Below are 23,682 nucleotides of genomic sequence, written 5' to 3' on the forward strand. Positions count from 1 at the left end.
AACTGGTATCGCCGAGGCCAAAACCGCCGCACTTTGCTCAAAAAAAAGTCCAGCTCTGGCAGTTTGAGGGGGGAAATGGCCACTGCAAACATCAGAACACTGACACTGCCGGCGATCGCCAACTGTAACAGCTGAATTCCCAAGCCATCCCGTCCCCAGAGCCACTCCAGCCCCCTGAGGGTAGCCCAACCTGCTCCGCCACTCAGGATGCTGGCTAGGGCAATTCCAGTCAAGGGGGTAAGTAGCTCCCCCCAAGGCAGCCCCCCCAGGCGACGGTGCAAGATCCAAGTGAGGGCAATAAACGATACCGTATTCACGCCCACCGTGGCCATCGCTAACCCCACTGCCCCAAAGGCGCGGGTGAAGAAGAAGCAAAAGAGGGCGTTAAAGCCCAGTCCCCAGAGGGTGACATAAAGGGGAGTGCGGCCATCCTCAAGGGCATAAAAAACCCGCACAATGACATCGCGGGCAAGGTAGAAGAACATGCCAATGGCATAGACCAACAGCAGCGCGGCCACCAGTTGCGAAGCCGCAAAATCAAAGGCCTGTCGTTCATAGACCACCCGCACTGCCGGCAGTGCCAAGGCCGCCATCATTGCCCCCAACGGCATCATACTCAAGGCCGTCAGCACCAAGCTTTGGCGAATCCGCTCCTTGAGTTCTGTCCAGTTTTCTGGCTGCGCCAGCTTTGAAAAAATGGGCATGTAGGGCACAAGAATGACATTGGAGAGAATTCCCAAGGGCGTTAAAAATAGCAACTGAGCATAACTCAAAGCCGATGCGGCGCCAACGGGCAACTGGGAGGCAAAAAAGAGACTGATATAGACGCTAATGAGCAGCATCCCCGAGGAGAGGGTGGCTGGCCCCATCAGCCGCATGAGTTCCCGCACTTCAGGGCGGTTGAATTCAAAACGTAAGCGCAACGTCCCCATGCCGGCTTGCCACTGGGCAGGAATTTGCACCAACCATTGCAAGACTCCCCCCACCAAGGTTCCCCAAGCCAATACCGCAGCGCCGAAGTGATCGGCAAAAAACCAAACCCCGATAATCACCGCCAAACTGGATAGCAGCGGACTAATGGAGGGCAACCAGTAGTGATCGGCGGCATTGAGGGTGCCAAAACCAATGCCAATCAGACCGGAGAGCACCGCCAGGGGTGCCATAATCCGAAATTGCTCTGTGGCTAAGGCGCGGATGTCTGCACTGGCACCGGGAGCAATGAGTTGAATTAAAGGCTCAGCCAACACCATCAAAACTGCCGTCAACAGCAGCAACAGCCCGCCCACAAGGGTGGTAATGGTTTCTACGAGAGGAGCAGCTTTTTCTGGGGGCTGCTTGAGCACTACGCTGATGATGGAGCTGTGAAAAGGCCCATTGATTCCCCCTAACAAAATAAACAGGAATCCCGGAATCACATAGGCATAACTATAGGCATCCACCGCTGCACCGACACCAAATTCGGCGGCGATCGCCTGCTGGCGAACCAGCCCCGCCACTTTACTCAACAGCGTTGCCACAGCAACAATGGTGGCAATGTGGGCAAGGGATCGCCCCTGCGGCGGGGATTTTGAGGAGGGGTCAGTTGTCACTGCAGGTCCTAATCCAATTTTGGAAAATGAGTCCATCAGGGCAGAACTCTGGCGATAATCGTACCAGCGATTTAGCTCTCTTTCATGGCAGCAGGTAGCAGAACTGTAAAGCACGTGGCTCGACTCAGTGCGCGGCAAGCCTCGCATTAGGTCAAGGGCGACCAATCCCCACTGGAGACAAATGCCGCCCAGTAGTAGGGGGATTCCTTCTGGAGGCGCTGAAGCTGTACTTGCCGCAGGGCTTCTGTACGCCCCATCCCTCGGCGCAGGTTTTGGTAAAAGGCCACCATCATATCGCGGGTCACTTGGTCATCCACTTTCCACAGGGTACTTACCTGCGATCGCGCCCCCGCCAACGTGAAAGCTCGCCGCAACCCATAGACCCCTTCCCCATTCACCACTTCTCCCCGCCCCGTATCACAGGCGGATAACACCACCAATTCTGTGTTACTCAGGTTCATCCCCGTAACTTCCAAGGCCGTGAGCACGCCATCATCCACGTCTGAACCCCTTTGGCGTTGATTAAACCCCGCCAAGGCCAGGCCGGATCGCAACAGGGGGTTTTCAGGGATGTCCTTATTTCCTGAATGGGGCAAGAAGAAGCCGTGGGTCGCTAGGTGGAGAATTTTGGGAGAATTTGCTGCTTTGACCGCTGCCTCTGTGGCCGCAGCTTGTCTCAACAGTTGGGCTTGGGGGAAGAGTGCCTTCACAGCCTGTGCTTCTTCAGCCGTTCCCGGCAGAGGCGCAAAGGATAGCCCCCGCAGATCAAGGGAGCGCAGTGGGGCTGCAGATTGAGACCCCCCCCTGAGGGAGTGATCAAAACTGGGGTCAGCAATAATCAAAGGGGTATTTGCAGAGGCCGGTCGCGATTGGAGACGTAGAAGTTCACGTCCGGAGGTCAGCAGGGTAATCAGATAGGACTCCACCAAGTAGCGCCCTTGGGCATCCACCAGCGCCTGAAAGGGAATGGTGTTTAACTCGCCATCCGGCGCAATGAGTAAATGGGTTGCATTGCCAATCCACGGACGAATGGGGGTAATGACCCGCGCAGCCAGGGCTTGAGCCGCCCGTTGTACCTCAGTCTTGGGCAGGCGCGGATCGGCCAACCGGAACCGAGTTTGGCGCACTTGAGCCTCTATTTCAGCCGCAGGCCCCAAATCTTTGCCTAGGGGTTGACCGGTTGGACGCAGAACATAGACCCCATAGCGCGGCTCACCAAACTGCTGAGTCCGCAGATCGTAGGGGCGATAGCGAATGAATTCAATCAAAACGGCGTTGGCTGGTATTGCCCGTTGAATAGCGGCGATGGTTACCGGCTGGGTGAGTTCGCGAAAGGCTGCACTGCGGAGACTCAATTCAGCTTCCAGTTGATTGGCCCGTGCCTGCAGCTGCTGCAGTTGGGGTAAAGCGGCGGGTTCTGCTGAGGCAAAAACGAGGTTGGCAATGGTTGTGCGCAGGGTGGCGAGTTCTTGCAGTTTGGCCTGATCTGGAGCTGGCAGTTGGCGGCGCAGTCGCGCCTGGTTTTGGCTCAGGAAATCCAGTAAGCGTCCTTTGCGGCGCAAGATCGTTGTCAAGGCCAGAGCAATGGCCTCAGAATCCTGAGGAAGATGCCGGAGATGCAGTGTCAGTATCGCATCAGTACTGTCCTGAAAGGTCTTGAGGTAGTTGCGTTTATAGTCCTCTGAGCCAACAATTAGATTTTGCCGCAGGTTCTTTTCCTCAATTTCCTGGACGTTTTTCAGCAGTGCAAGGGTCTGGGGAAAATTTCCCAGTTGCCAATAGACAGCAGCAAGGTTGCTGAGAGCCGTTGCCGTGTTGGGATGGGTTTCCCCAAGGCGCAATTGCGCAATTTCTAGCGTGCGTTGATAGAGGGGCAGGGCCGCTGAGTAGTTGCGCTGATCAAAATAGAGGGTTGCTAAATTGTTCAAGCTGGCAGCAATGTCTGGATGACCCTGCGGTAAAATTTGTTCGCGAATCTTAAGAGCCTGTTGGTACAAGGGCAAAGCGGCAGCGTAATTTTTCTGTGCTCGATATAAACCCGCTAAATTGTTGAGGGTTGTTGCCACATAGGGACTTTTCTCTCCTAGGGCTTGCTCAAAGATCCGCAGCGCCCGTTGGTACAAAGGTAGAGCGCGGGGGTAGTTCTTTTGCTCTGTGTAAAGGAGACCGAGGTTATTGAGAATGACTGCTACTTCAGGGTGATTGCTGCCGAAACTCTTTTCGGCGATCGCCAGCGATCGCTGAAACACTGGCAATGCCGCCTCATTGTTCCCTTGAGCGCGATAGAGATTGGCCAAGTTATTCAAGACGGCAGAGACCTCTGGTTGATCTGCTCCGCGCGTTTGCTCATAGATAGCCAAGGCTCGCTGATAAAGGGGGAGTGCCGCTGCATAATTTCCCTGCTCCACCTGAAGCTTCCCCAATTCATTGAGAGCTGCGGCCAAAAGGGGGTGATCGTTGCCCAGGGTATTTTCTACTAAGGTGACAAAGCGCTCCGCAAGGGGGATGGCCGCTTGGATATTGCCCTCCTGCCGCAGTTGATCAATTTGATTGGCCAGTTCTTGAAAGGGCAGTGGGGTGGGTTGGCACAGGCTGGGGGAAGACAGCCCCAAAATTAGACTACTGCCCAAGGCGATCGCCCCCAAGACAAGGAATCCTCTGGTGTTCATTTTTTCCTCAGTCGCTCCTCAACAGCAGCCATCGAATCAGCAATACTGATGGGAAACCCTAACCCCCAGTTCCTGCCAAATAGCGTCTAAAAGAGGCTCCAACCCCTGACGAGCCACTGCAGAAATGGCAAACACGGGTTTTCCCAAATACGCGGTGAGGGTTTCCTGAACAGCGGTGACCTGGGAAGGCTCTAGGGCATCTATCTTATTGAGGACAACAATCTGCGGGCGATCGCCCAACCCATGGCCATAGGCCACCAATTCATTGCGAATGGTTTGGTAGGCGCTCACCACATCCTCAGCCGTCGCATCAATCAAATGCAGCAGCAGACGGGTGCGCTCAATATGGCGGAGAAACTCATGTCCCAATCCCAGGCCTGCATGGGCACCCGCAATCAGACCGGGAATATCGGCAAATACCGTTCCATCCCCGTTGGGCTGGCGCACCACCCCTAAGTTGGGCACCAACGTTGTAAAGGGATAATCGGCAATTTTGGGTCGCGCCGCCGACAGCACAGAAATGAGAGTTGATTTGCCGGCATTGGGCAGACCAATAATCCCCACTTCCGCCAGCAGCTTGAGTTCTAGCCGCAGGTGTCGCTCTTCGCCCTCTAGGCCGGGGAGGGCATAATCCGGTGCCCGCTGATGATTGCTGAGGAAGTGCCTATTCCCTAGACCCCCTTTGCCCCCCTTGGCCACCAGCAGCGTTTGACCGGGGGTAGTGAGATCCCCCAGTAATTCCTCCGTTTTGGCATCCCAGACCATGGTGCCGCAGGGCACTTCAATAATTAGATCGGCACCACAGGCGCCGGTGCGGTTATTCGGTCCGCCCCGTTGGCCATCTTCTGCCTTAAAAACATGGGCATAGCGAAAGTCCAGCAGCGTTTGTAAATTGGACACGGCTTTGAGAATGACTGATCCACCATTGCCGCCATTGCCCCCCGATGGCCCTCCTGCCGGCACGTATTTTTCACGGCGAAAGGCAATAATGCCGTCGCCCCCTTTGCCGGCTTTGACATGAATTTCCGCAAGGTCAATAAATTGCATGTTGGCCGTAATGAGCTGCGTATGGAGTGGATATTATTGTATCCTGCGAATTTGTTGACCGTTCTTTTAGCGGGGAGGACACAGACTCCAAAAGGTGAAACGCAGGATCGAAGGCGCCTAAGGTATTTGACATCCTCCGCGACCTGCTGAAGCCAACGGTGGGTTCCTGGGCCAAGGGCGTATCCGCTGCTTGTATCTCCCCAGGCGTCACTTGCGGCATGCCCTGCCCTAGGTCGGCGTGGTTGTGGCCGACAGCAAAATTACAGGACGGCTACCCCGTTCGCGCTCTCCTTCTCCCCTGTTAGCTTGTTCCCGCGCAGCGGGTCAGCGATTGGCTGCCCGATTACCGGCGGATTGCCTGGCTAACGGAGCAGTATTTCCGTGATACGCTCCCTGCCGACCCACGGGAAACAGGTTTAACCACCCCTGCCCAAGTGCGTATTGCCATTCAAAATAGTCCGCTGCCGGAGTCATTGATTCTGCACCTAAGTCGGCAACTGAAAACCGCGGGTTAGCCCGATCCGTTGGTTGCTGAACCATTGCCCCAGTCCCTGCCGATTACCCGCATCATTGCTTGGGCCGGAGATTTGGCAGCAGCCTGTCAAGTGCAGATATTCCTAGGATTTGGAGAAGTACGGGTAGAGAGTACAGGTGTGCTACCATCGGATGGAACCATTCAACTGGGCACAGATGCCCGCGATCGCCTGCAATTAAAGCCGACAAAATCTCTGTGAACGAACCCTACGTCATCGGTGTTGATCTCGGTGGCACGGCCATCAAAATGGGACGGTTTAGTCCCAAGGGGGATTGTCTGAATGCCCTGACACTGCCGACTCCCCAGCCCCCCTTTCCAGAACGGGTGATTAAAGCCGTGGTGCAGGGGATTGAGGAACTGGATGCCGAGGATCGGGCATTGGCCATTGGGATGGGCGTGCCGGGGCCTGTGGATGCCAGCGGTCGCATTGCCCGCCGCGCCATTAACCTTGACTGGTACGAAGTACCCATTAGCGACAGTCTTGAACACTTGACGGGCAAACCCACAGTAATTTGTAACGATGCCAACTGCGCCGGCCTAGGGGAAGCATGGCTAGGGGCGGGCAGTCAGTTCAAAGATTTTATTTTACTCACCCTAGGGACGGGGGTGGGGGGTGCGATTATCCTCAATGGCAATCTCTTTGTCGGTCGGGATGGAGCTGCCGGCGAGTTGGGGCTGATTACCCTCGACTACAATGGCCCTCCCTGCAATAGTGGCAATCGCGGTTCCCTTGAACAACACGTTTCCGCCCAAGCCCTGCGGCGGCGGTGGGGCTGTGACCCCCATGAGATGGCAGAGCGTGCCACCAATGGCGACCCTGAGGCGATCGCCCTCTGGCAAAGCTACGGTCGTGAATTAGCCGCTGGCATTGCTAGCCTGGTGTACGTCCTCACCCCAGAAGCGGTAATTATTGGTGGGGGAATTAGTGCCGCCAGTGATCTCTTTTTTCCCTCGATGATTGCTGAATTGGAGGAGCGAGTACTGCCCACTTCCCGCAATCACCTCCACTGCCTGCGAGCCACCCTTGGAAATCAGGCGGGCATGGTGGGTGCAGCCAAACTAGCGTGGACATATGTCAAAAATCATCTGTGACCCTTGCGTGCTAAAGTGCAGGAGTATCGGCGACTGGGGGTGTGCTTAGGGCTGATTTTTCAGACTCCTCCAAAAGGGTACAGGCATGATCGGTCGTCACTGTCCCAAGGCGGTTGTGACATTCCTGCAGGAGATTTTCTAGTTCCTTTTTCAGTGCTTGCAATTCCCGCATCTGGCCTTCAATGGCAGCAATTTTCTGTTGCAGTTGCTCATAGACGGTAAAACAGGTGAGCGTCCGCTGCTCCCGCAGAGCTAGCAGCTGGTGAATTTCCTTGAGACGAAATCCTAAGGCCTTTGCCCGTTGAATAAATTGCAATCGCTCGAGGTCTGCCTCGGTAAATTGGCGATAGCCTGTTGGTGTGCGCTGGGGCGGTGGCAACAGGCCAATGCGCTCGTAGTAGTACAGCGTTTGGGGATGAATTTGCAACTGCTCAGCTACTTCTTTGATTTGCCATGTCTTTGGAGGCATAGGGGGGCTTGCGCTACAGGAAGGCTTGGCGATGGATGGCCTCTAGAGCTTGATATTCTGCAGTTTTGCCAAGGCGACGGAGGGATCGCAACCGCTGTTCAATGAGCATCCGCGCATCAGTGCGACTAATGGACTCAAACTTCATCCCTTGGGATCCTTGGCTGACAATGAAGAACAACCGCTGGGCATACAACGTTGTAAAGAGTTGCCGATGTTCATCTAAAGGACAGACCCCATAGAGCAAGCCAAAGGTGGGGTGATTGAGATACTGCTCAGCGGTCATTGAGGGCTTCATTAGTAGAGAGAACCTACCTCGCAACAGAATCGTGACAGGTCAACACGGCAAGGATGGGTCATGAGGAGCAAAAACAAGGGAACACCGCAGACTGCGGCTAAAATAAGTAAAACACTTGACTGAAAAACTTTTCAGATTATACCCAAACCTCCTCCTCCTCTATGACCCGTTCACTTCCCCCCTTTTGGCTCAGTGTGTTTCACCGCTGTGGCCTGATTTTCTTTGGCACCCTGACGGTCTTCTTCACACTGGGGATAGTGGGCTTGAGCAGTACAGTCTTCTTTGCCCTCCTCGGCGTCCTGTGGGCGCCCGACGGTGAAACCAGTCCCTATGAGCACATCAGTGGCAAAGAAACGAGTCGCGATCGCATTCTGAGAATTGACATTGTGGGTGCCATTCTAGGCAGTCCGCAAAACAACGAGGATATGTTCTTTGCTCCCCTTGGGGGCGTTACCTACGGTTATGAAGTTCAGCAGCAGTTGGCAGATGCTGCCCAGGATAAAACAATTCAGGCCGTCTTTCTCAATATCAGTACGCCCGGTGGCACCATCTTTGGCTCGCAGGCGATCGCCGACGGCATTAAAAACTATCGCAAAGCTACTCAAAAACCGGTCTATGCCTTTATTGAGGGCATTGCTGCCTCCGGCGGGGTGTGGGCTATGGTGACGGCGGATCGGATCTACGCGGATTACGGCAGTATGATTGGCAGTATTGGTATTCTAGGCCCCAGTGTGCTCTATTATGATCGCCCCACCAGTCTCAACAATGGCCTACTTCAGGGGGGTGTCACTGCCAACAGCATTGAAGAGCGCACCCTCAGCGCTGGTCGCAGCAAAGATATGGGCAACCCCTTCCGTCGCCTCACCCCTGAGGAAATAGCGGTTCTCCAAAGGGGGCTTGAGCAGGAGTACACTAAGTTTGTTGCCCATGTTGCCCAAGCCCGTGGCATTTCGCCGCAGGTCATCCGCAATCAAATGGGAGCGATGATTTTCAGCAACGATCAAGCCAAACAGTATGGCCTCATTGATGGCACCCTGAGTCGCCCTGAAGCCCTAAACGCCTTGGCAAAAGCCGCTCATCTCAGGGAGGGGAACTATGCCGTTGTGCGGTTGCGGCGCGATCGCTCCCCCCTGATTTATCAACTCTTTGGGGTTAAAGCGCCCCCACCTGCTCCAGAGGCACAGCAGGCGTGGAAACAGGAGCAGCTCTGTGCCCTCAGCCAATTGCGTGCCCTTGCCTACTACGGTTCCCTGTCCTGCCGGCGTCAGTGATGCGCTTTGACATTATTACGCTTTTTCCCGAATTCTTTGCCTCTCCCCTCAGCAGCGGCCTGATGGCGAAGGCTTTGGCGCGGGGAATTGCCGAGGTGGTCTTGACTAATCCCCGCAAGTTCACTACCGATAAGCACCAGCGGGTGGATGATGAACCCTACGGCGGCGGTGTCGGCATGGTCATGAAGCCGGAACCCCTCTTTGCCGCCGTGGAATCCCTGCCCTCTCTACCCCGCCGTGAAGTAATCTATGTTACGCCCCAAGGAGAACCCCTCACCCAACAACATCTTTGGCACTGGTCACAGGAGCGGGATCAGTTGGTGATCCTGTGTGGCCACTATGAGGGGGTGGATGAACGGGTTGTTGAGCACCTCGTGACCCAAGAAATCTCCATTGGTGACTTTGTGCTTACCTGTGGTGAAATTCCCGCTCTGGTCATTCTCAATGGCGTGCTACGACTCTTGCCCGGCACCGTAGGCAAAGCTGCCTCCCTGCACCAAGAGAGCTTTGAAGACGGCCTGCTGGACTATCCCCACTACACCCGACCTGCGGAATTTCGAGGCTGGTCAGTGCCGCCGGTCTTGCTTTCCGGTCACCACGGGGAAATTGCAGCGTGGCGACGGGCACAGCAAATTGAACGCACTCGCCAACGGCGACCTGATTTGTATGCCAAATGGCTAAATGCCCAAAACGCAGGTCATTTCAAAAATAGTTGCTGAGGAGAGCAGCCACGACCTAAAGCAGCAACACACCTAGGCAACAGATCAACGATTTTTATCTTTGAGCGGCGGTGTTCCAAGGGGGCTGTTTTTGCAAAGCTGGAATCCGCTCCTAGCCACAGGGGTAAGGTGGAGTGCTGTTTTGGCTGGATAGGCGCTGTCACTGGGTAAAGCGCTATTGTCGAATCTGAACCGAGTCTTAGTAATTTCTTTCACTTCTTAGGACATAGTGACGCTAATTTAATAATTGTTCGACCAACTGGTTAACGGGATAACATAGTCAAGCTGCGGCACCGATTAAAATATAGGCAATGAGTAAAATATATATGCTTAGTGTTCCTCCCCAAGACTCCTTAGTGTTGTTGATATGTCAAATTTTTCTCCCTTGCCTGGGGTTGCTTTGAAAAAGAGTGGTCTCATTAATGTTCTGCAAAAGCTTGTTGGGGAGGAAACCGATCACTACTTGGAGACCCTCTTCGAGGCGCTGCCCGTGGGCATTTGCCTGTATAACCTGTCGGGACAGTTAGTGTACACTAACCCGCGGGGACGAAAGCTACTGGGCTTTACTGAACCAAACTACCCCTGCGCTGACATTGAAGCCAATCTTCGGGTTTACCTTTGCGATAGCGATCGCCCCTATCCCAAAGAAGAGCTGCCGGCCATTGTCGCTCTGCAAGGAGTTTGCGTTGGCCCTGTTGAGTTAGATGTGCAGCGGCAATCGGAACGGGTGAGTCTTGAAGTCTATGGCATTCCTCTGTTGACCCCCCAAGGACAAGTAGTTGCCAGTGTTGCTGCCTATATTGACATCAGCGATCGCAAGCAGCAAGAAATAGAACAAGCTATCTTAACCAACCATCTCCAAGAGCAGGCCAACCGCTACCGCGACCTTATCCAAACCCAAACCGACTTTGTAGTACGCTCTACGCCCACCACCACAATTACCTTTGCGAATCAGGCCTTCTGTCGGGCTGTGGGATATTCTCCTAAGGAGGTGCTGGGTCATTGCTGGGGTGAATTTATTCCTGCTGAAGATTTGACCCTCTTGCTGGACTGCCTCTCCCGTCTTACGCCAGAAGCACCCACCTTTGCAACCGAAAACCGCCTCCTCAATCCTCAAGGAACTTGGATTTGGACGCAATGGATGAATTTGGGCATCTTTGATGCCCAAGGCCAACTGCAAGAAATTCAATCGGTTGGTCGCGATATTACCGCCCTCAAAGAACAGTTGTGGCGGGAGCAAACCCTCAACCGCGTCACCCAAGCCATCCGCAACTCCCTTGACCTAGAGACCATTTTTCAGACGGCAGTGTCTGAGATTGCCCAAATGGGGCTAGGGGTGGATGCCCATGTGGTGCAGTACTTACCGGCAGCGCAGGTGTGGCGCACTCTCGCCGCTTGCTGTCAAGGGGGCAATGGGGAACGAGCCATAGGCTATGAAATTCCCGATGCTGACAATCCCTTTGCAGCGCAGTTGAAGCAAGGGGAGGTGGTCGCAATTGCCGATACCCAAGCCATTGCCGATCACGTCAATCAGACGGTGGCCCAGACCTTTCCCGGAGCTTGGTTACTCACTCCCCTCCGAATCAATGACCAATTGTGGGGCAGCCTGACTCTTGTGGTTCCCAACCGCTCCCATGCTTGGTCGGCGGCAGAGATTTCTTTGGTTCGGGCTGTTGCCGCCCAACTGGAGGTGGCTATCCATCAAGCCAACTTATACCAACAATTGCAGGAGGAACTTAACCAACGCCGTCAAGTAGAAGCCGCCCTTAGCCGCAGTGAAGAGCGCCTACGCCGCACCGCCCTGAATTTGCCGGGCGCTCTCTTTCGCTACCTGCAACGCCCCGATGGTCAAATTCAAGTGTTTTACCTCAATCCCCTGTGCGAAACAATGTGGGGGGTTTCCGCAGAGGCGGCTGCCGCCGATGGTCGAGTTCTGTGGGCCTTGGTGCACCCTGAAGATTATGCCGCCACTTGGGAGTCAGTCTGCCAATCGGCAGCAACCCTGACGCCTTGGTGCCAACAATTTCGCATTGTGCGCTCCAGTGGGGAAATCCGTTGGCTAGAGGGTGCAGGACAGCCTGAGCGGCTTGAGGATGGCAGTACCCTTTGGCATACCTTAGTCCTGGATATTACAGAACAGCGGCAAACCCAAGAGCGCCTCAGGGAGCAACAGGCGCAACTGCAAATGGCGGTGGCCACTGCCGAAATTGGTTTTTACTCTTTCGACTGGGCAACGGAAACCTTTTGGGTTTCAGAAACCTACAAGCGGCAACTGGGGGAACCGCCCACCGCCAGCTTTACTTTGGAGGACTGGCGCAACCGCCTTCACCCTGAGGATAGGGAATCTGCCATTGCCTTCTTTAGTGCTTTCTTGCAGGAGGCGTCTCCCTGTACCTTAGAGTTTCGGCTGCGGCATCGCGACGGCTCCTATCGCTGGTTTTACGCTAATACAACGCTGCTGTGTGATGAGAAGGGACAACCCTGTAAAGTCATCGGCACCCAACTGGATATTACCGAGCGCAAACAAACAGAAATTGCCCTCAGAGAAAGTGAGGAGCGTTATCGTCTCTTGGCGGAGAACACCGGTGACATTATTTGCTTACTAGATTCCCAAGGGCGATGTCTCTACGTCAGTCCGTCCTGTGAGGCGCTGCTGGGAATTGCTCCCCAAGGAATGATCGGTCGCCCCTTTGCCGAATTCTGTCCACCGCAGGAGCGATCGCGGGTTAGCCAAGAGTTAGAGCAAATGAGGCAGCAGGAGCGGTTCTGGCCAATTACCCATCGCATGGTTACTGCCGATGGCAGCCTGCGCTGGCTAGAAACCTTGGTGAAAGCCCGCCGAGACTCCCAAGGGCGGGTTCTGTACCTGCAAACCGCCTCCCGCGATGTCACCAATTGGATTCAGGTACAGGGGCAATTGAAACAGCAAGCTTACTACGATTCCCTGACCGGCCTACCCAATCGCTACTATTTGACCGAGGAACTGACCAAAGCCATTGCTCAAGCGCACCGCCAGTCGGACTTCCACTATGCTCTACTCTTTGTGGATGTCGATCGCTTTAAGCTCATCAACGACAGCCTTGGACATCAGGTGGGCGATCGCTTCCTCCAGGCTCTTGGCAAGCGCCTGCGGCAACGGGTGGATTCGCAGCATCTGGTGGCCTACTTTGGTAGCGATCGCTTTGTGATTTTGGCAACGCATCTGCGGCAGCGGCAAGAGGCCATTGGGCTTGCTGAAGCCCTGCTGCAGGACTTGGAAACCCCCCTAGCCGTAGATGAACTGCAACTGATTGTCAATGTCAGTATAGGCATTGTCTTTGCCCATGGGGAGTACGACAATAGTTTTCAGGTGCTGCGGGATGCTGACATTGCCCTGCATCGAGCTAAGATGCACCAGCGGGGTGGCTATGCCCTCTTTGATTTGCAAATGCAGACAGCGGTTTGGCAAGCAGTGCGCCTAGAGCATGACCTGCGCCATGCCCTAAAAGACAGCAGTCTGCAAATCGTCTATCAGCCCTTTTTTGATTTGGGAAAACGGCAATTGGCGGGCATGGAGGCTTTAGTGCGCTGGCGTCATCCGACGGGAGAGATGATTTCTCCTGCACACTTTGTGCAGATTGCTGAGGATACCGACTTAATCGACGCTTTAGATCAGTGGGTGTTGGAGCAGGCCTGCCGCCAATTTTACGAGTGGCAACAGCGCTTTCGCCACATAGGCAATCTTATTCTCAGCGTCAACATCAGTGCTAAAACTCTAAAACATCCCCACTTTTTTAGACAGTTGGATGGGCTGCGCCAGACCTATCCCCTTGCTAAGGGACAGTTAATTTTGGAGCTGACGGAGCGGATGGCCTTGGATTTGGGGGAAGAGATGATAGCCCTCCTCCAGGGCCTGGGCGATCGCGACATTGAAATTAGCATTGACGATTTTGGGACAGGGTATTCCTGTTTGAGCTACCTGCATCGCTTACCTATTCACCACTTGAAAGTTGATCGCTCATTTGTGCAGGAACTGGATAACCCGACAAACTACCGTATCGTTGAAATGATTATAATGTTGGCTCGCCATCTCGGATTCGGTACGATCGCAGAGGGCATCGAAACCGAAAAACAATTAAAACATCTCAAGAAATTAGGCTGTAACTACGGCCAAGGCTATCTGCTGTCGCGACCCCTGCCTCCCGCTGAGCTGGAATCTCTCCTCACCTCAAAGCGGCAACTAAAATAATTCCATGGCAGTTTTGCATGGGACGTGGCTGACGACGCCGACGCCACAATTTTTCCTTTGGGTAGAAGAATGGCGACCTCTGGCTCAGGCAACAACGGCTTGGGAGCCAACAGGTGTTCCTGTGTATCCCTACGCAACGCCCGTCAAACTTCCCTCCCTAGCCAAAGCAGTTCCCCACTCCACCTATGTTGCTCTACCGGCTCAAGTTCACGGCAACGAATTGCTGCCCCTTCCTTTAGGCGAGATCAACGGGGAGCCACTGTTCCTTTGGCACCTCTGTGGCCGGGGAATTCCCGCACCTTGGGTTTTAGAACATCTGCACCAACTCATGCTGCAAGGCTGCCCAGGCTGTGCCATTGGCGATGATCTCCGCTACTGGTTCCATGTGAGTCGCTGGCTGCTCGACTTAATTGTCCGCGGTCAGTATCTACCCACAGAAAAGGGCTGGCAAATTCTGTTGACCCATCGGGCAGATCGCGATCGCTTTCGCCGGTTTAGCCAGTCCATGCCCGATCTGTGCCGCTGCTATCAAGAAGAAGCAGTTGCTCTGCGGTTTCCACCCCAGGCCAGTGATCTAGTAGCGGATTTTCTCCACCACACCCTCCAGGGCTATCTCCACACTGCCCTTGCCGCCGTGGAATTGCCCAGAGTGGGCTTGGCAAAGGAGCATAGCCACTGGCTGGCGTTTCTGAAGACGGGTCAAGCCCCCGCCTTCCCCCCTTCCTTTGTGGAACGGCTCCGCCGCTGGCAAGAAACCTACCGCGAACAGTTGGATCTGCGTCCCCAGTGGCGCTTAGCGCTACAGTTGGTGCCTCCCGACACTGCTAATGGCGACTGGCACTTGGCCTTTGGTTTACAAAGTGAGGGCGAAACGGAAACAATGCTGGCGGCAGCGGAGATTTGGCAATGTACCCAAGAGTCACTTTTCTACCGCGGGCAAGTACTACCTCAACCCCAAGAAACGCTACTGCGGGGACTGGGTCTAGCCTCGCGCATTTATCGTCCCCTGGATCGCAGTCTCCAAGAACCTTCACCCGTTGCCTTAACCCTCCAGACAAGCGAAGTGTACACCTTCTTGCAAAGTGCCATTCCTCCCCTCGAACAACAGGGGGTAGCAATTATTTTGCCCCCCAGTCTGCGCCGCAATAGCCCGCAGCATCGCTTGGGTCTCAAGATTGTTGCCACATTGCCGCCGACGGCCAGCGGTGGCCTCAGTGTGGATAGCCTGATGCAGTTTCAGTGGCAGTTGCAGCTGGGGCAGTCTCCCCTCTCCGAGGCGGATTTTGAACAACTGCGCCGTCAGGAGAGTCCCCTTGTCTATCTCAATGGAGAGTGGGTGCTCCTCCGTCCCCAGGAGATCAAAGCCGCCCAAGAGTTTCTCCAATCTCCCCAAAAGAGCCAACTCTCCTTGGCTGATACACTGCGGATTGCTACGGGGGATACGGTGACGGTGGCCAAGTTACCCATTCTGGGGTTGGCAGCCGATGATGCGCTCCAAGCACTGCTGGATGCCCTTACGGGTAAACAACCCCTTGAACCGGTGCCCACACCGCAGGAATTTTGCGGCGAACTGCGCCCCTACCAAGCGCGAGGGGTGGCGTGGCTAAGTTTCTTGGAACGTTGGCGGCTGGGGGCTTGCTTGGCCGATGATATGGGTTTGGGCAAAACGATTCAACTGCTGGCCTTTTTGCTCCACCTCAAGGAAACAGGCCGCGAGTACCGCCCAACCCTTTTGATTTGTCCTACATCGGTACTGGGGAACTGGCTGCGAGAGTGTCAGAAGTTTGCCCCAACCCTGCGTCCCTATGTCCACCACGGGAGCGATCGCCCCAAGGGCAAGGCCTTTCTAAAAAAAGTCGAAACTCACGATCTGATTCTCACCAGTTACGCCCTCCTCCAGCGGGATCTCGCCACCCTACAACAGGTTCCCTGGCAGCATTTGGTGCTCGATGAAGCCCAAAACATCAAAAATGCCTCCACGCAACAGTCCCAAGCGGCGCGACAACTTGCAGCCCAATTTCGCATTGCCCTGACGGGAACTCCTTTAGAGAATCGCCTCCTTGAACTTTGGTCCATTATGGACTTTTTGCATCCGGGGTACCTGGGCAATCGCACCTACTTTCAGCACCGCTATGTGCGCCCCATTGAACGCTACGGCGACACCACCTCCCTCAACGCGCTGCGCACCTATGTTCAGCCTTTTATTCTGCGGCGCCTAAAAACCGACCGCAGCATTATCCAAGACCTCCCCGAAAAACAGGAGATGCTGGTCTATTGCGGCCTGACCCTAGAGCAGATGCAGCTATACACCTCTGTGGTGGAAGAAGCCTTGGCTGTCATTGAAAATAGCGAAGGCATCCAGCGGCGGGGGCATATCTTGGCCACCCTGACTAAACTAAAGCAAATCTGTAACCATCCGGCGCAGTATCTCAAACAGGAGGACTACACCCCCGAACGCTCCGGTAAATTACAGCGCTTGACAGAAATGCTCCAAGAACTGCAAGAGGTGGGCGATCGCGCCCTTGTCTTCACCCAATTTGCCGAGTTTGGCAAGTATCTAAAAACCTATTTGGAGCAGGCGTTGCAGCAAGAGGTCTTTTTCCTTTCGGGACAGACCCCCAAAGCCCAGCGGGAACTGATGGTGGAACGTTTTCAACACGATCCCCAAGCGCCCGCCGTCTTTATTCTTTCCCTTAAGGCAGGGGGGGTTGGTTTGAACTTGACCCGTGCCAACCATGTCTTCCACTACGACCGCTGGTGGAATCCCGCCGTGGAAAATCAGGCCAGCGATCGCGCCTTCCGCATCGGTCAAGCCCGCAATGTCCAAATCCACAAGTTTATCTGCACGGGCACCCTCGAAGAAAAAATTCACGAGCAAATTGAACAAAAGAAAATCCTAGCAGAAACTGTTGTTGGCAGTGGTGAGCAGTGGCTAACTGAACTCAACCTCGATCAACTGCGACAACTGCTTACATTGGATAAAGATCGCGTAGTGCCGCTTTAGGCCATTGCCCACTGGGAGGCCTGCTCACCCCGCAGAAGGCGAATTTGGGCAATTGCAAAAATGGTGGGAATAATGCGGGCGTAGTTGGTGGAGATGGCGCGCCAACCCAAGTCGGCAATAAACCAGATCCACAGGGCGGTGCCGGCAAAGGCCAAAAGACTGCGCCCCACGGCAAATTTGGCCGCTCCCATTGCTGCCCCACGGGAAATTAAGGGGGTCATTGAGAGCTTACAGCCGGCAAAGTGAATAGCAAATTGCCGTGCTACCTGCTGGACAACCATCGAACGCACCACAGAACTAATGGCGATCGCAGCGCCCCCCTCTAGGATAAGACGCACCGTCTCCAGCGAAATGGGATGGCCATGGCGCAGCTCCGGCAAGCTGTCTTGAATCTGTGCCGCTAGAACCTTGCGATCTTCATCCCCCAGCTTCTTCCACATCCGCTGCAAGAGATTCAAGAAGATTTCCATCTCCAGCTCGGGCACACTCCAACTGGGGGAAAACTTGATATTCAAATAGCGACACACGCGCATCAGGGTTTGCCGATAGCTGATTTGCTGCGCTTTACCCTGGAGCACCGTTAAGCCGTCTGCTGCCAAAAAGCGAAATCGCTCCTCAATATCATCCAGCCACGCCTGGCGATCCTGAGCTTGCACGGCAATGGGATCGGGCGTGGTTAGGTAGTCCAAGGGATTGAGCCGACGGCGAAACAGAATCTCCGTTAGGTCTTGTAACTCCTCCTCCGTCGCTAATTCCAGCGCAGCCCGTAGCTCGTTCATGGGGTTCTCGCTCCCGCAGCAGCACAATAGAACGTGATGATTCTTCAACCCTGATTATAGAATTCAGGCTCAAATTGTGGTATCACTCTCCCCCTGGGGAGGAGCGGTGGCAGCAAAGAGCCTAGGTTGTGCAAAAGCCTTTGCTATCGGTCTCCCACTCCCCGAAAAGGGCTGTGGGCACAGTACAATACAAGAGAATAGCAGGCTGGCAAAAAACGCTATGGATTTATTAACCCTTGAAGGTTGGTTGGACAATACGGCCTTTGCCGTCCTTCTGCTCACCATGTTGCTCTACTGGGGTGGGGCGGCATTTCCCCAATGGCCGCTGCTGACGGCTGCCGGTCGCATGGGAATGGCGATCGCCAACCTCTGTATCACTGGCCTGCTGGCGGCACGCTGGATTGAGGGGGGCTACTTTCCCATCAGTAATCTCTACGAATCCCTCTTTTTCCTGTGTTGGGGCTTAACGGCAATGCACTTTGTCGCTGAGTCTATCAGTGGCCAGCGCCTTGTGGGGGTTGTCACCGCCCCCGTCGCAATGGGAATTACTGCCTTTGCTGCCCTCTCACTCCCGCCCGAAATGCAACAGTCGGCGCCCCTTGTGCCTGCTTTGAAGTCCAACTGGTTAATGATGCACGTCAGTGTGATGATGCTGAGTTATGCCACGTTGATGGTGGGATCCCTGCTGGCGATCGCCTTCTTAGTGGTCACTTGGGGCAAACCCGTCAGCCTCAAAGGGAGTTCTGTGGGGACAGGCAGCTTTCGCAGGCCCATGCCAGAACCTTTATTAGAACCGGCGAGTGGGGAAGGTGGCACAACGGTACTCACCCAGCCTAGGCTGCAATTGAATCTGCAACGCCTGACCCTAGCGGAGACCCTCGATAACTTGAGCTACCGCATGATTGGTCTTGGCTTTCCCCTACTGACCATTGGCATTATCTCTGGGGCTGTGTGGGCCAATGAAGCTTGGGGCGCGCCTTGGAGTTGGGATCCCAAAGAGACTTGGGCGCTGATTGTTTGGCTGGTGTATGCGGCCTATCTCCATGCCCGCATGACCCGCGATTGGCAGGGGCGCAAACCCGCTATTCTCGCCACTGTGGGTTTTGGCGTCGTCTGGGTCTGCTATTTGGGGGTAAACCTGCTGGGGAAGGGCCTGCACTCCTACGGTTGGTTCTTCTAGTGGATTTTTGCCCGTGTGGGGCATCTACCACGCTCGCCTACACACCACCTTAAAAGCCCAGCAATGGCTCCCCCAAGGGTCGCGGATTCTGATTGCCCTGTCAGGGGGGCAGGATTCGGTGTGTTTAACCCAACTCTTGGTAGATCTGCAGCCCCACTGGCACTGGAGCTTGGCTGTTGTCCATTGTGATCACCGCTGGCGTCCCGATAGTGCCGCCAATGCCGCTTTTGTCCAAGGGCTAGCGCAGCGATGGCACCTGCCCTGTGAGGTAGTACGTGCTCCGCAGATGCCGAAAACTGAAGCAGCCGCCCGTTCATGGCGTTACCAAGTCTTTGAAACGGTGGCCGGGGCCTTGAATTGCACCCATGTGGTGACCGCCCACACCCAAAGCGATCGCGCTGAAAGTCTTCTGCTGCATCTGTTGCGTGGCACTAGCCCCGACGGATTGGCTACCCTTTTGCCGAGCCGTCCTTTGGGCGCAGTTCAATTAGTCCGCCCCCTGCTGGGGATGACGCGAGCGGAAACGGCGGCCTTTTGCCAAGCCTACGGATTAGCCATTTGGCAGGATGAAACGAACCAGAGTTTGGATTACCGCCGCAATCGGCTGCGTTTGGAGTTAATCCCCTATCTGCAACGCCACTTCAACGCCAAGGTCGAGCAGGCGCTGGCTCAAACCGCCGAACTGCTGGCCGGCGATCGCGCCTATTTCGAGGCTGAGGTTGCTCGTCTTGCCCCCGCAGTGATCCGCGAGCATCCCCCCGCTTTAGACCGGTGGCGTCTTCGGGAATTGCCCCTTGCCCTGCAGCGCCGCCTGATTTACCACTTCCTCCGCCGCTGCCTCCAGGAGCGGATTAACTTTGGGGTGGTTGAGGAGGTGCGTTCCCTGATCTCGGCAGGCAACGGTCAGCAAACTTCAACGCTGTCGCGGGGCTGCCACCTGCGGGTCTGCGGTCGGTGGCTTGAATGGGTCAGGCCAGCGGCACCACCGCCTGAATCTGTTCCCCCGCCGCAAGGGGAGCGATCGCCACCCCCATCGCCTCTCTGTTAAGGAGGGGTACGTCTGCGCCATTTGTGACCCACGCCCGCCCTTGGGTTGTCACCAGTGCCAAGGGGATGCCGCCACGGCCAAGTCCCGCCAGACCATCCTGTTTTTGTCCTAGGGGTATTGCCAACTGTCCCAAATGACCAAGGGGAGTGACTTCAATGAGGGACAGGGGCAGTTGCTTGCCCAAACCTAAGCGGGTCACAAGGAGGAGAGCCTCCTGTGCGGCGAGGGCGATCGCCCCCACCAATGTCTCCTGCACACCGAGGCGCACCGCCACTTGGCCTGGATTCAGCCGTCCCAAAGCTGGAAGGTCGGGGATGAAAAAGTGAAAGACCCGCCCCCGCGAGGTGGCCACCACCAAATGATCTGTGTCTGCAGGCAGAACCCAACCGAGGGCATCCCCCCCTTTGAGTTTCGTGAGTTGGAGACCGCGCCCCCTCAGGTCTTGAAGATCTGAGATCGGAATGACCTTAATTCGGCCTTGGCGCGTCAGCAGAATCAGCTTCTCTGCTGTGGGTTGACCGGGAAGAACTGTTAAAAGGGTCTCTCCCTGAGCCGACTCCGCCAAGAGGGGCAGAAGGGGTTGGCCGCGATCGCTGCGGCTAGTGACAGGCAGTCGCTCCACCGCCAGCGGATAGACTTTGCCGCTTTCGGTAAACACCCAGAGGCGATCGCTGGCCTGCACCGAGAATGCTAGGGGCAATGGCTCCGACCAGGGCAACCATGTTTGTAGCGGAACACTACTCCGACTGCGCTGGGGCAGACAGCGCCCATAGCCGCGATGATTGACTTCTACCCAGAGGGGAGCCTCGTCACGGTCATTGTTTTCCCCTGGTCCAGGGGGGGGCGGCACTGCCGTGAGAATTTGGGTGCGGCGGGGGTCAGCAAACTCTTTCTTTAACTGGCGCAGTTCTTTCTTTAGTGCCTTGAGGCGCTCTGGACGCTCACTTATCAACGTTTCCCACTGGGCAATCCGCACTTGCAACTCCGCCTGTTCCCGTTCCAGTTCCTGGCGCTCCTGCTGGGTGAGGCGGCGTAGAGGCATAGCAATCAGAGCACTGGCTTGGCGATCGCTCAAGCCCAAGCGCGTCATCAATTCCCGCTGGGCAGTACTGCCATCCGCTGCCGATCGCAAAATCTCAATCACCTGATCCACCGCATTGAGGCCAATTAAGAGTCCACTCACCACATGCTGGCGGGCTTGAGCAGCTTCGAGATCATGGCGATACTGGCGCAGCAGCGTCTGTTCACGGAACTGAAGAAACTCGCTGAGAATCTCCTTGAGGGAGAGTTGGCGGGGTTGATTGCCCACCAGTGCCATCAAGTTAATCCCGTAGGTGACCTGCAGTGCGGTCAGGCGGTAGAGCTGTTCCAATAATTGCGCTGCCGCAGCATCCCGCTTTAGTTCAATCACCACCCGCAGCCCCTCGCGATCGCTCTCATCCCGCAGATCGGCAATGCCCTCTAGGCGACCTTGATTCACCAAATCTGCCACTTTCTCAATCCATGCCGCTTTATTCACCTGATAGGGCAACTCCGTCACCACAATTGCTTGGCGGCGGTGGCGACCCCGGCCGGGCTGAATATCCTCAAGCTTAGCCACCCCCCGCAAGGTGATCGTCCCTCGACCCGTAGCGTAGGCGCGTCGCAGTTCTGCGCTCTCTACGATCACCCCCCCCGTAGGAAAGTCGGGTCCCGGCAGATAGCTCAGCAGTTCCTCTAGGGAGAGATGGGGGCGGTCAATGAGGGCAATCAGGGCATCCACCACTTCCCCCAGATTGTGGGGGGGGATATTCGTGGCCATGCCCACGGCAATCCCCGTGGAGCCGTTTAATAGGAGAATTGGCAGTTGTGCCGGCAAAACCAACGGCTCCGCTTGGGAGCTGTCAAAGTTGGGGACAAACTCCACAATGGCGTCGTTGATATTTGTCAAGAGCGTGCGCTGGGCGATCGCGGCTAGGCGCGTTTCGGTGTAGCGCATTGCCGCCGGTGGATCATCATCCACAGAGCCAAAATTGCCCTGCCCTGCCAACAGCGGATAGCGACTGCTAAAGGGCTGCACCAAGCGCACCAAAGCCTCATAGACCGCCTGATCTCCGTGGGGGTGATACTTCCCCAGCACATCCCCCACCACCCGTGCGCACTTGCGAAAGGGGCGATCGGGCGTCAGCCCCAGCTCATACATCGCATAGAGGATCCGCCGATGCACAGGTTTGAGGCCATCCCGCACATCTGGAAGTGCCCGCCCCACAATCACACTCATGGCGTACTCCAGATAGGAGCGCTGCATTTCACTGTGGAGTGGCGTAGGAATCACCTGTCCAGCGGTCAGCAAATCCAGTTGTTTGGGCATGATCACAAACGGGTCAAAGGATCATTCCCCACGATACAAGAGTTTTGCGAATTGTAAGGCAACTTAAGCGTCCGTTGGTGTTGCTTCCTTAGGCTTCTCTTTGGTTAGTCGCGCCACCCATTCCTTGATGAGGATGTAAATGATGGGCACCACAAAGAAACTCCGAAATGTGGCCGCAAGCATACCGCCTGTGACACTTGTTCTCAAAAATGGGACGCAGGCGTTCTTCAGCTGCGTTAATGACTGACTTGACAATGGAGGTGCCCTTGCTTTTGCGAATTTGGTTGGCAAACTCCACAATTAGAATCGCATTCTTACTGGCGAGGCCAATAAGCATCACTAGACCAATTTGGCAGAATACGTCATCAGTCAGTCCCCGCAACCACTGTGCCGGCAAGACCCCCATGATCGCCAAAGGCACCGAAAGAATTCAATGTAGCTTTCATACTGCGCCGAGAGCACAAGGAACACAAACACCAAACCAAGACCAGAAATCAACGGTGCCTGTCCTGCAGAACGGTGGACTCTAGGGATAACCCTGTCCGGCTATAGCCAATGCCATCGGGGAGAACCTCCTGAGCCAACGCTGCCATTGTCATCATTGCTTGACCCTGTGAACAGTTGCCGTTGCAGCATATTTTAGAATCTTAAAAGTCACCCAGAGCAGGCAATAAACATCCTGAGTCTAGTCTAGGGATGCCTATGGCAACTGCTACTTTAATAATCAGTTTCCATTTATTCTTGGTGAATAGAGAATAATTCCTATCGGCAATCCTCCGCTAAGATGTAGAGCAAGGGGCAGGAGGTCATTTCTAGCTCACCTTCAGGCTGTGACAGTCCTTGCACCAACCTTTATCAACGACAGTACAGGTACCAGTGGCTCTTACTAAGAAAACACAGCAAGACCAACCCATGATTAATGAACGCATCTGTTTTCCGCGGGTGCGTGTGGTGGATAGTGATGGTTCCCAATTGGGGATTATGTCCTCCCAAGAGGCGATCGCGATCGCCCGCGAAAGGGAACTTGACCTTGTGCTTGTGAGTGACAAGGCGGATCCACCCGTTTGCAAAATTATTGACTACGGCAAGTTTCGCTTTGAACAGGAAAAGAAGGCTCGTGAAGCCCGCAAAAAGCAGCACACCTCAGACGTTAAAGAGGTGAAGATGCGCTACACAATCGAAGAACACGACTACAATGTGTGCATTAATCGCGCCGAGCGGTTCCTAAAGGCTGGAGATAAAGTCAAAGCAACGGTGACGTTCCGGGGGCGGGAAATTCAACACTCCCACCTGGCAGAAGAACTCCTCAACCGCATGGCCAATGACCTGCAAGCGGTGGCCGAAGTGCAGCAGGCACCAAAGCAGGAGGGGCGCAATATGATTATGTTTTTGGCACCGAAGCGCTAA

General features: G+C 55.1%; 16 protein-coding genes and 1 pseudogene. 9 read left to right on the forward strand and 8 right to left on the reverse strand.

The window, feature by feature from the left end:
- From murJ to cgtA, 3 genes are all read right to left on the reverse strand, one after another.
- Positions 1 to 1,625, reverse strand: a 1,625-nt coding sequence (gene murJ, locus Q0683_RS01740; protein WP_298975972.1) for a murein biosynthesis integral membrane protein MurJ, incomplete at its 3' end; no start/stop codon positions are given.
- 110 nt (positions 1,626 to 1,735) lie between these two features.
- Complete coding sequence (locus Q0683_RS01745; RefSeq protein ID WP_298975974.1) at positions 1,736 to 4,258, reverse strand: CHAT domain-containing protein; 2,523 nt, start codon at positions 4,256 to 4,258, stop codon at positions 1,736 to 1,738.
- Positions 4,259 to 4,294: 36 nt separating this feature from the next.
- Complete coding sequence (gene cgtA, locus Q0683_RS01750) at positions 4,295 to 5,305, reverse strand: Obg family GTPase CgtA (protein WP_298614196.1); 1,011 nt, start codon at positions 5,303 to 5,305, stop codon at positions 4,295 to 4,297.
- A 524-nt stretch (positions 5,306 to 5,829) separates the two neighbouring features.
- Between cgtA and Q0683_RS01755 the strand changes: the two genes are divergently transcribed.
- Entirely contained in the window at positions 5,830 to 6,039 is a 210-nt protein-coding gene (locus Q0683_RS01755) for a hypothetical protein (protein WP_298614194.1), read from the forward strand.
- Positions 6,036 to 6,932, forward strand: a complete 897-nt coding sequence (locus tag Q0683_RS01760; RefSeq protein ID WP_298614192.1) for an ROK family protein — start codon at positions 6,036 to 6,038, stop codon at positions 6,930 to 6,932. The genes Q0683_RS01755 and Q0683_RS01760 overlap by 4 nt, the downstream gene beginning before the upstream one ends.
- 10 nt (positions 6,933 to 6,942) lie before the next feature.
- Here the strand turns inward: Q0683_RS01760 and Q0683_RS01765 are convergent, their stop codons facing one another.
- Together Q0683_RS01765 and pipX are read right to left on the reverse strand one after the other, a co-directional pair.
- Positions 6,943 to 7,401 carry a heavy metal-responsive transcriptional regulator gene (locus tag Q0683_RS01765; RefSeq protein WP_298614191.1) on the reverse strand — a complete coding sequence of 153 codons (459 nt, stop codon included), beginning with the start codon at positions 7,399 to 7,401 and terminating at the stop codon, positions 6,943 to 6,945.
- A 13-nt stretch (positions 7,402 to 7,414) separates the two neighbouring features.
- Positions 7,415 to 7,684: a transcriptional coactivator PipX gene (gene pipX / locus Q0683_RS01770; RefSeq protein WP_298617899.1), complete on the reverse strand. Its 270-nt coding sequence runs from the start codon at positions 7,682 to 7,684 to the stop codon at positions 7,415 to 7,417.
- A gap of 173 nt (positions 7,685 to 7,857) precedes the next feature.
- Between pipX and Q0683_RS01775 the strand changes: the two genes are divergently transcribed.
- From Q0683_RS01775 to Q0683_RS01790, 4 genes are all read left to right on the forward strand, one after another.
- A complete protein-coding gene (locus tag Q0683_RS01775; protein WP_298614187.1) occupies positions 7,858 to 8,967 on the forward strand; it encodes a S49 family peptidase in 1,110 nt (369 codons plus the stop codon).
- Positions 8,967 to 9,686 carry a tRNA (guanosine(37)-N1)-methyltransferase TrmD gene (trmD, locus tag Q0683_RS01780; protein WP_298614185.1) on the forward strand — a complete coding sequence of 240 codons (720 nt, stop codon included), beginning with the start codon at positions 8,967 to 8,969 and terminating at the stop codon, positions 9,684 to 9,686. The genes Q0683_RS01775 and trmD overlap by 1 nt, the downstream gene beginning before the upstream one ends.
- 367 nt (positions 9,687 to 10,053) lie before the next feature.
- Entirely contained in the window at positions 10,054 to 13,914 is a 3,861-nt protein-coding gene (locus Q0683_RS01785) for a PAS domain S-box protein (RefSeq protein ID WP_298975980.1), read from the forward strand.
- A gap of 4 nt (positions 13,915 to 13,918) precedes the next feature.
- Positions 13,919 to 16,918 carry a DEAD/DEAH box helicase gene (locus Q0683_RS01790; RefSeq protein ID WP_298617895.1) on the forward strand — a complete coding sequence of 1,000 codons (3,000 nt, stop codon included), beginning with the start codon at positions 13,919 to 13,921 and terminating at the stop codon, positions 16,916 to 16,918.
- On the opposite strand, the gene Q0683_RS01795 is transcribed toward Q0683_RS01790, so the two are convergent.
- The gene (locus Q0683_RS01795) at positions 16,915 to 17,697 is read right to left on the reverse strand and encodes a YaaW family protein (protein ID WP_298613242.1); all 783 of its coding nucleotides are present in this window, start codon (positions 17,695 to 17,697) and stop codon (positions 16,915 to 16,917) included. The two genes, Q0683_RS01790 and Q0683_RS01795, sit on opposite strands and share 4 nt — an antisense overlap.
- A gap of 220 nt (positions 17,698 to 17,917) precedes the next feature.
- Here Q0683_RS01795 and ccsB point away from each other — a divergent pair, with 220 nt between their 5' ends.
- Together ccsB and tilS are read left to right on the forward strand one after the other, a co-directional pair.
- Entirely contained in the window at positions 17,918 to 18,877 is a 960-nt protein-coding gene (gene ccsB, locus Q0683_RS01800; RefSeq protein WP_298617892.1) for a c-type cytochrome biogenesis protein CcsB, read from the forward strand.
- 13 nt (positions 18,878 to 18,890) lie between these two features.
- A complete protein-coding gene (gene tilS / locus Q0683_RS01805) occupies positions 18,891 to 19,925 on the forward strand; it encodes a tRNA lysidine(34) synthetase TilS (protein ID WP_298613249.1) in 1,035 nt (344 codons plus the stop codon).
- On the opposite strand, the gene Q0683_RS01810 is transcribed toward tilS, so the two are convergent.
- Positions 19,846 to 22,275 (reverse strand): DNA topoisomerase (ATP-hydrolyzing) subunit A, encoded by a 2,430-nt coding sequence (locus tag Q0683_RS01810; RefSeq protein WP_298975984.1) that lies wholly within the window; start codon positions 22,273 to 22,275, stop codon positions 19,846 to 19,848. The two genes, tilS and Q0683_RS01810, sit on opposite strands and share 80 nt — an antisense overlap.
- A gap of 63 nt (positions 22,276 to 22,338) precedes the next feature.
- A pseudogene (locus Q0683_RS10995) lies at positions 22,339 to 22,892 on the reverse strand (efflux RND transporter permease subunit); the annotation flags it as partial.
- Positions 22,893 to 23,187: 295 nt separating this feature from the next.
- Between Q0683_RS10995 and infC the strand changes: the two are divergent.
- The gene (gene infC, locus Q0683_RS01820) at positions 23,188 to 23,682 is read left to right on the forward strand and encodes a translation initiation factor IF-3 (protein WP_298975988.1); all 495 of its coding nucleotides are present in this window, start codon (positions 23,188 to 23,190) and stop codon (positions 23,680 to 23,682) included.

The sequence above is a fragment of the uncultured Thermosynechococcus sp. genome (genome assembly GCF_938074695.1).
Taxonomy (GTDB): Bacteria; Cyanobacteriota; Cyanobacteriia; order Thermosynechococcales; family Thermosynechococcaceae; genus Thermosynechococcus.

What these genes read in the sequence shown, in the direction of transcription:
- Q0683_RS01745 (WP_298975974.1), bottom strand. Translation starts at nt 4,258, where the DNA reads ATGAACACCAGAGGATTCCTTGTCTTGGGGGCGATCGCCTTGGGCAGT.
- cgtA (WP_298614196.1), bottom strand. Translation starts at nt 5,305, where the DNA reads ATGCAATTTATTGACCTTGCGGAAATTCATGTCAAAGCCGGCAAAGGG.
- Q0683_RS01765 (WP_298614191.1), bottom strand. Translation starts at nt 7,401, where the DNA reads ATGCCTCCAAAGACATGGCAAATCAAAGAAGTAGCTGAGCAGTTGCAA.
- pipX (WP_298617899.1), bottom strand. Translation starts at nt 7,684, where the DNA reads ATGACCGCTGAGCAGTATCTCAATCACCCCACCTTTGGCTTGCTCTAT.
- Q0683_RS01775 (WP_298614187.1), top strand. Translation starts at nt 7,858, where the DNA reads ATGACCCGTTCACTTCCCCCCTTTTGGCTCAGTGTGTTTCACCGCTGT.
- trmD (WP_298614185.1), top strand. Translation starts at nt 8,967, where the DNA reads ATGCGCTTTGACATTATTACGCTTTTTCCCGAATTCTTTGCCTCTCCC.
- Q0683_RS01785 (WP_298975980.1), top strand. Translation starts at nt 10,054, where the DNA reads ATGTCAAATTTTTCTCCCTTGCCTGGGGTTGCTTTGAAAAAGAGTGGT.
- Q0683_RS01790 (WP_298617895.1), top strand. Translation starts at nt 13,919, where the DNA reads ATGGCAGTTTTGCATGGGACGTGGCTGACGACGCCGACGCCACAATTT.
- Q0683_RS01795 (WP_298613242.1), bottom strand. Translation starts at nt 17,697, where the DNA reads ATGAACGAGCTACGGGCTGCGCTGGAATTAGCGACGGAGGAGGAGTTA.
- ccsB (WP_298617892.1), top strand. Translation starts at nt 17,918, where the DNA reads ATGGATTTATTAACCCTTGAAGGTTGGTTGGACAATACGGCCTTTGCC.
- Q0683_RS01810 (WP_298975984.1), bottom strand. Translation starts at nt 22,275, where the DNA reads ATGCCCAAACAACTGGATTTGCTGACCGCTGGACAGGTGATTCCTACG.
- infC (WP_298975988.1), top strand. Translation starts at nt 23,188, where the DNA reads ATGATTAATGAACGCATCTGTTTTCCGCGGGTGCGTGTGGTGGATAGT.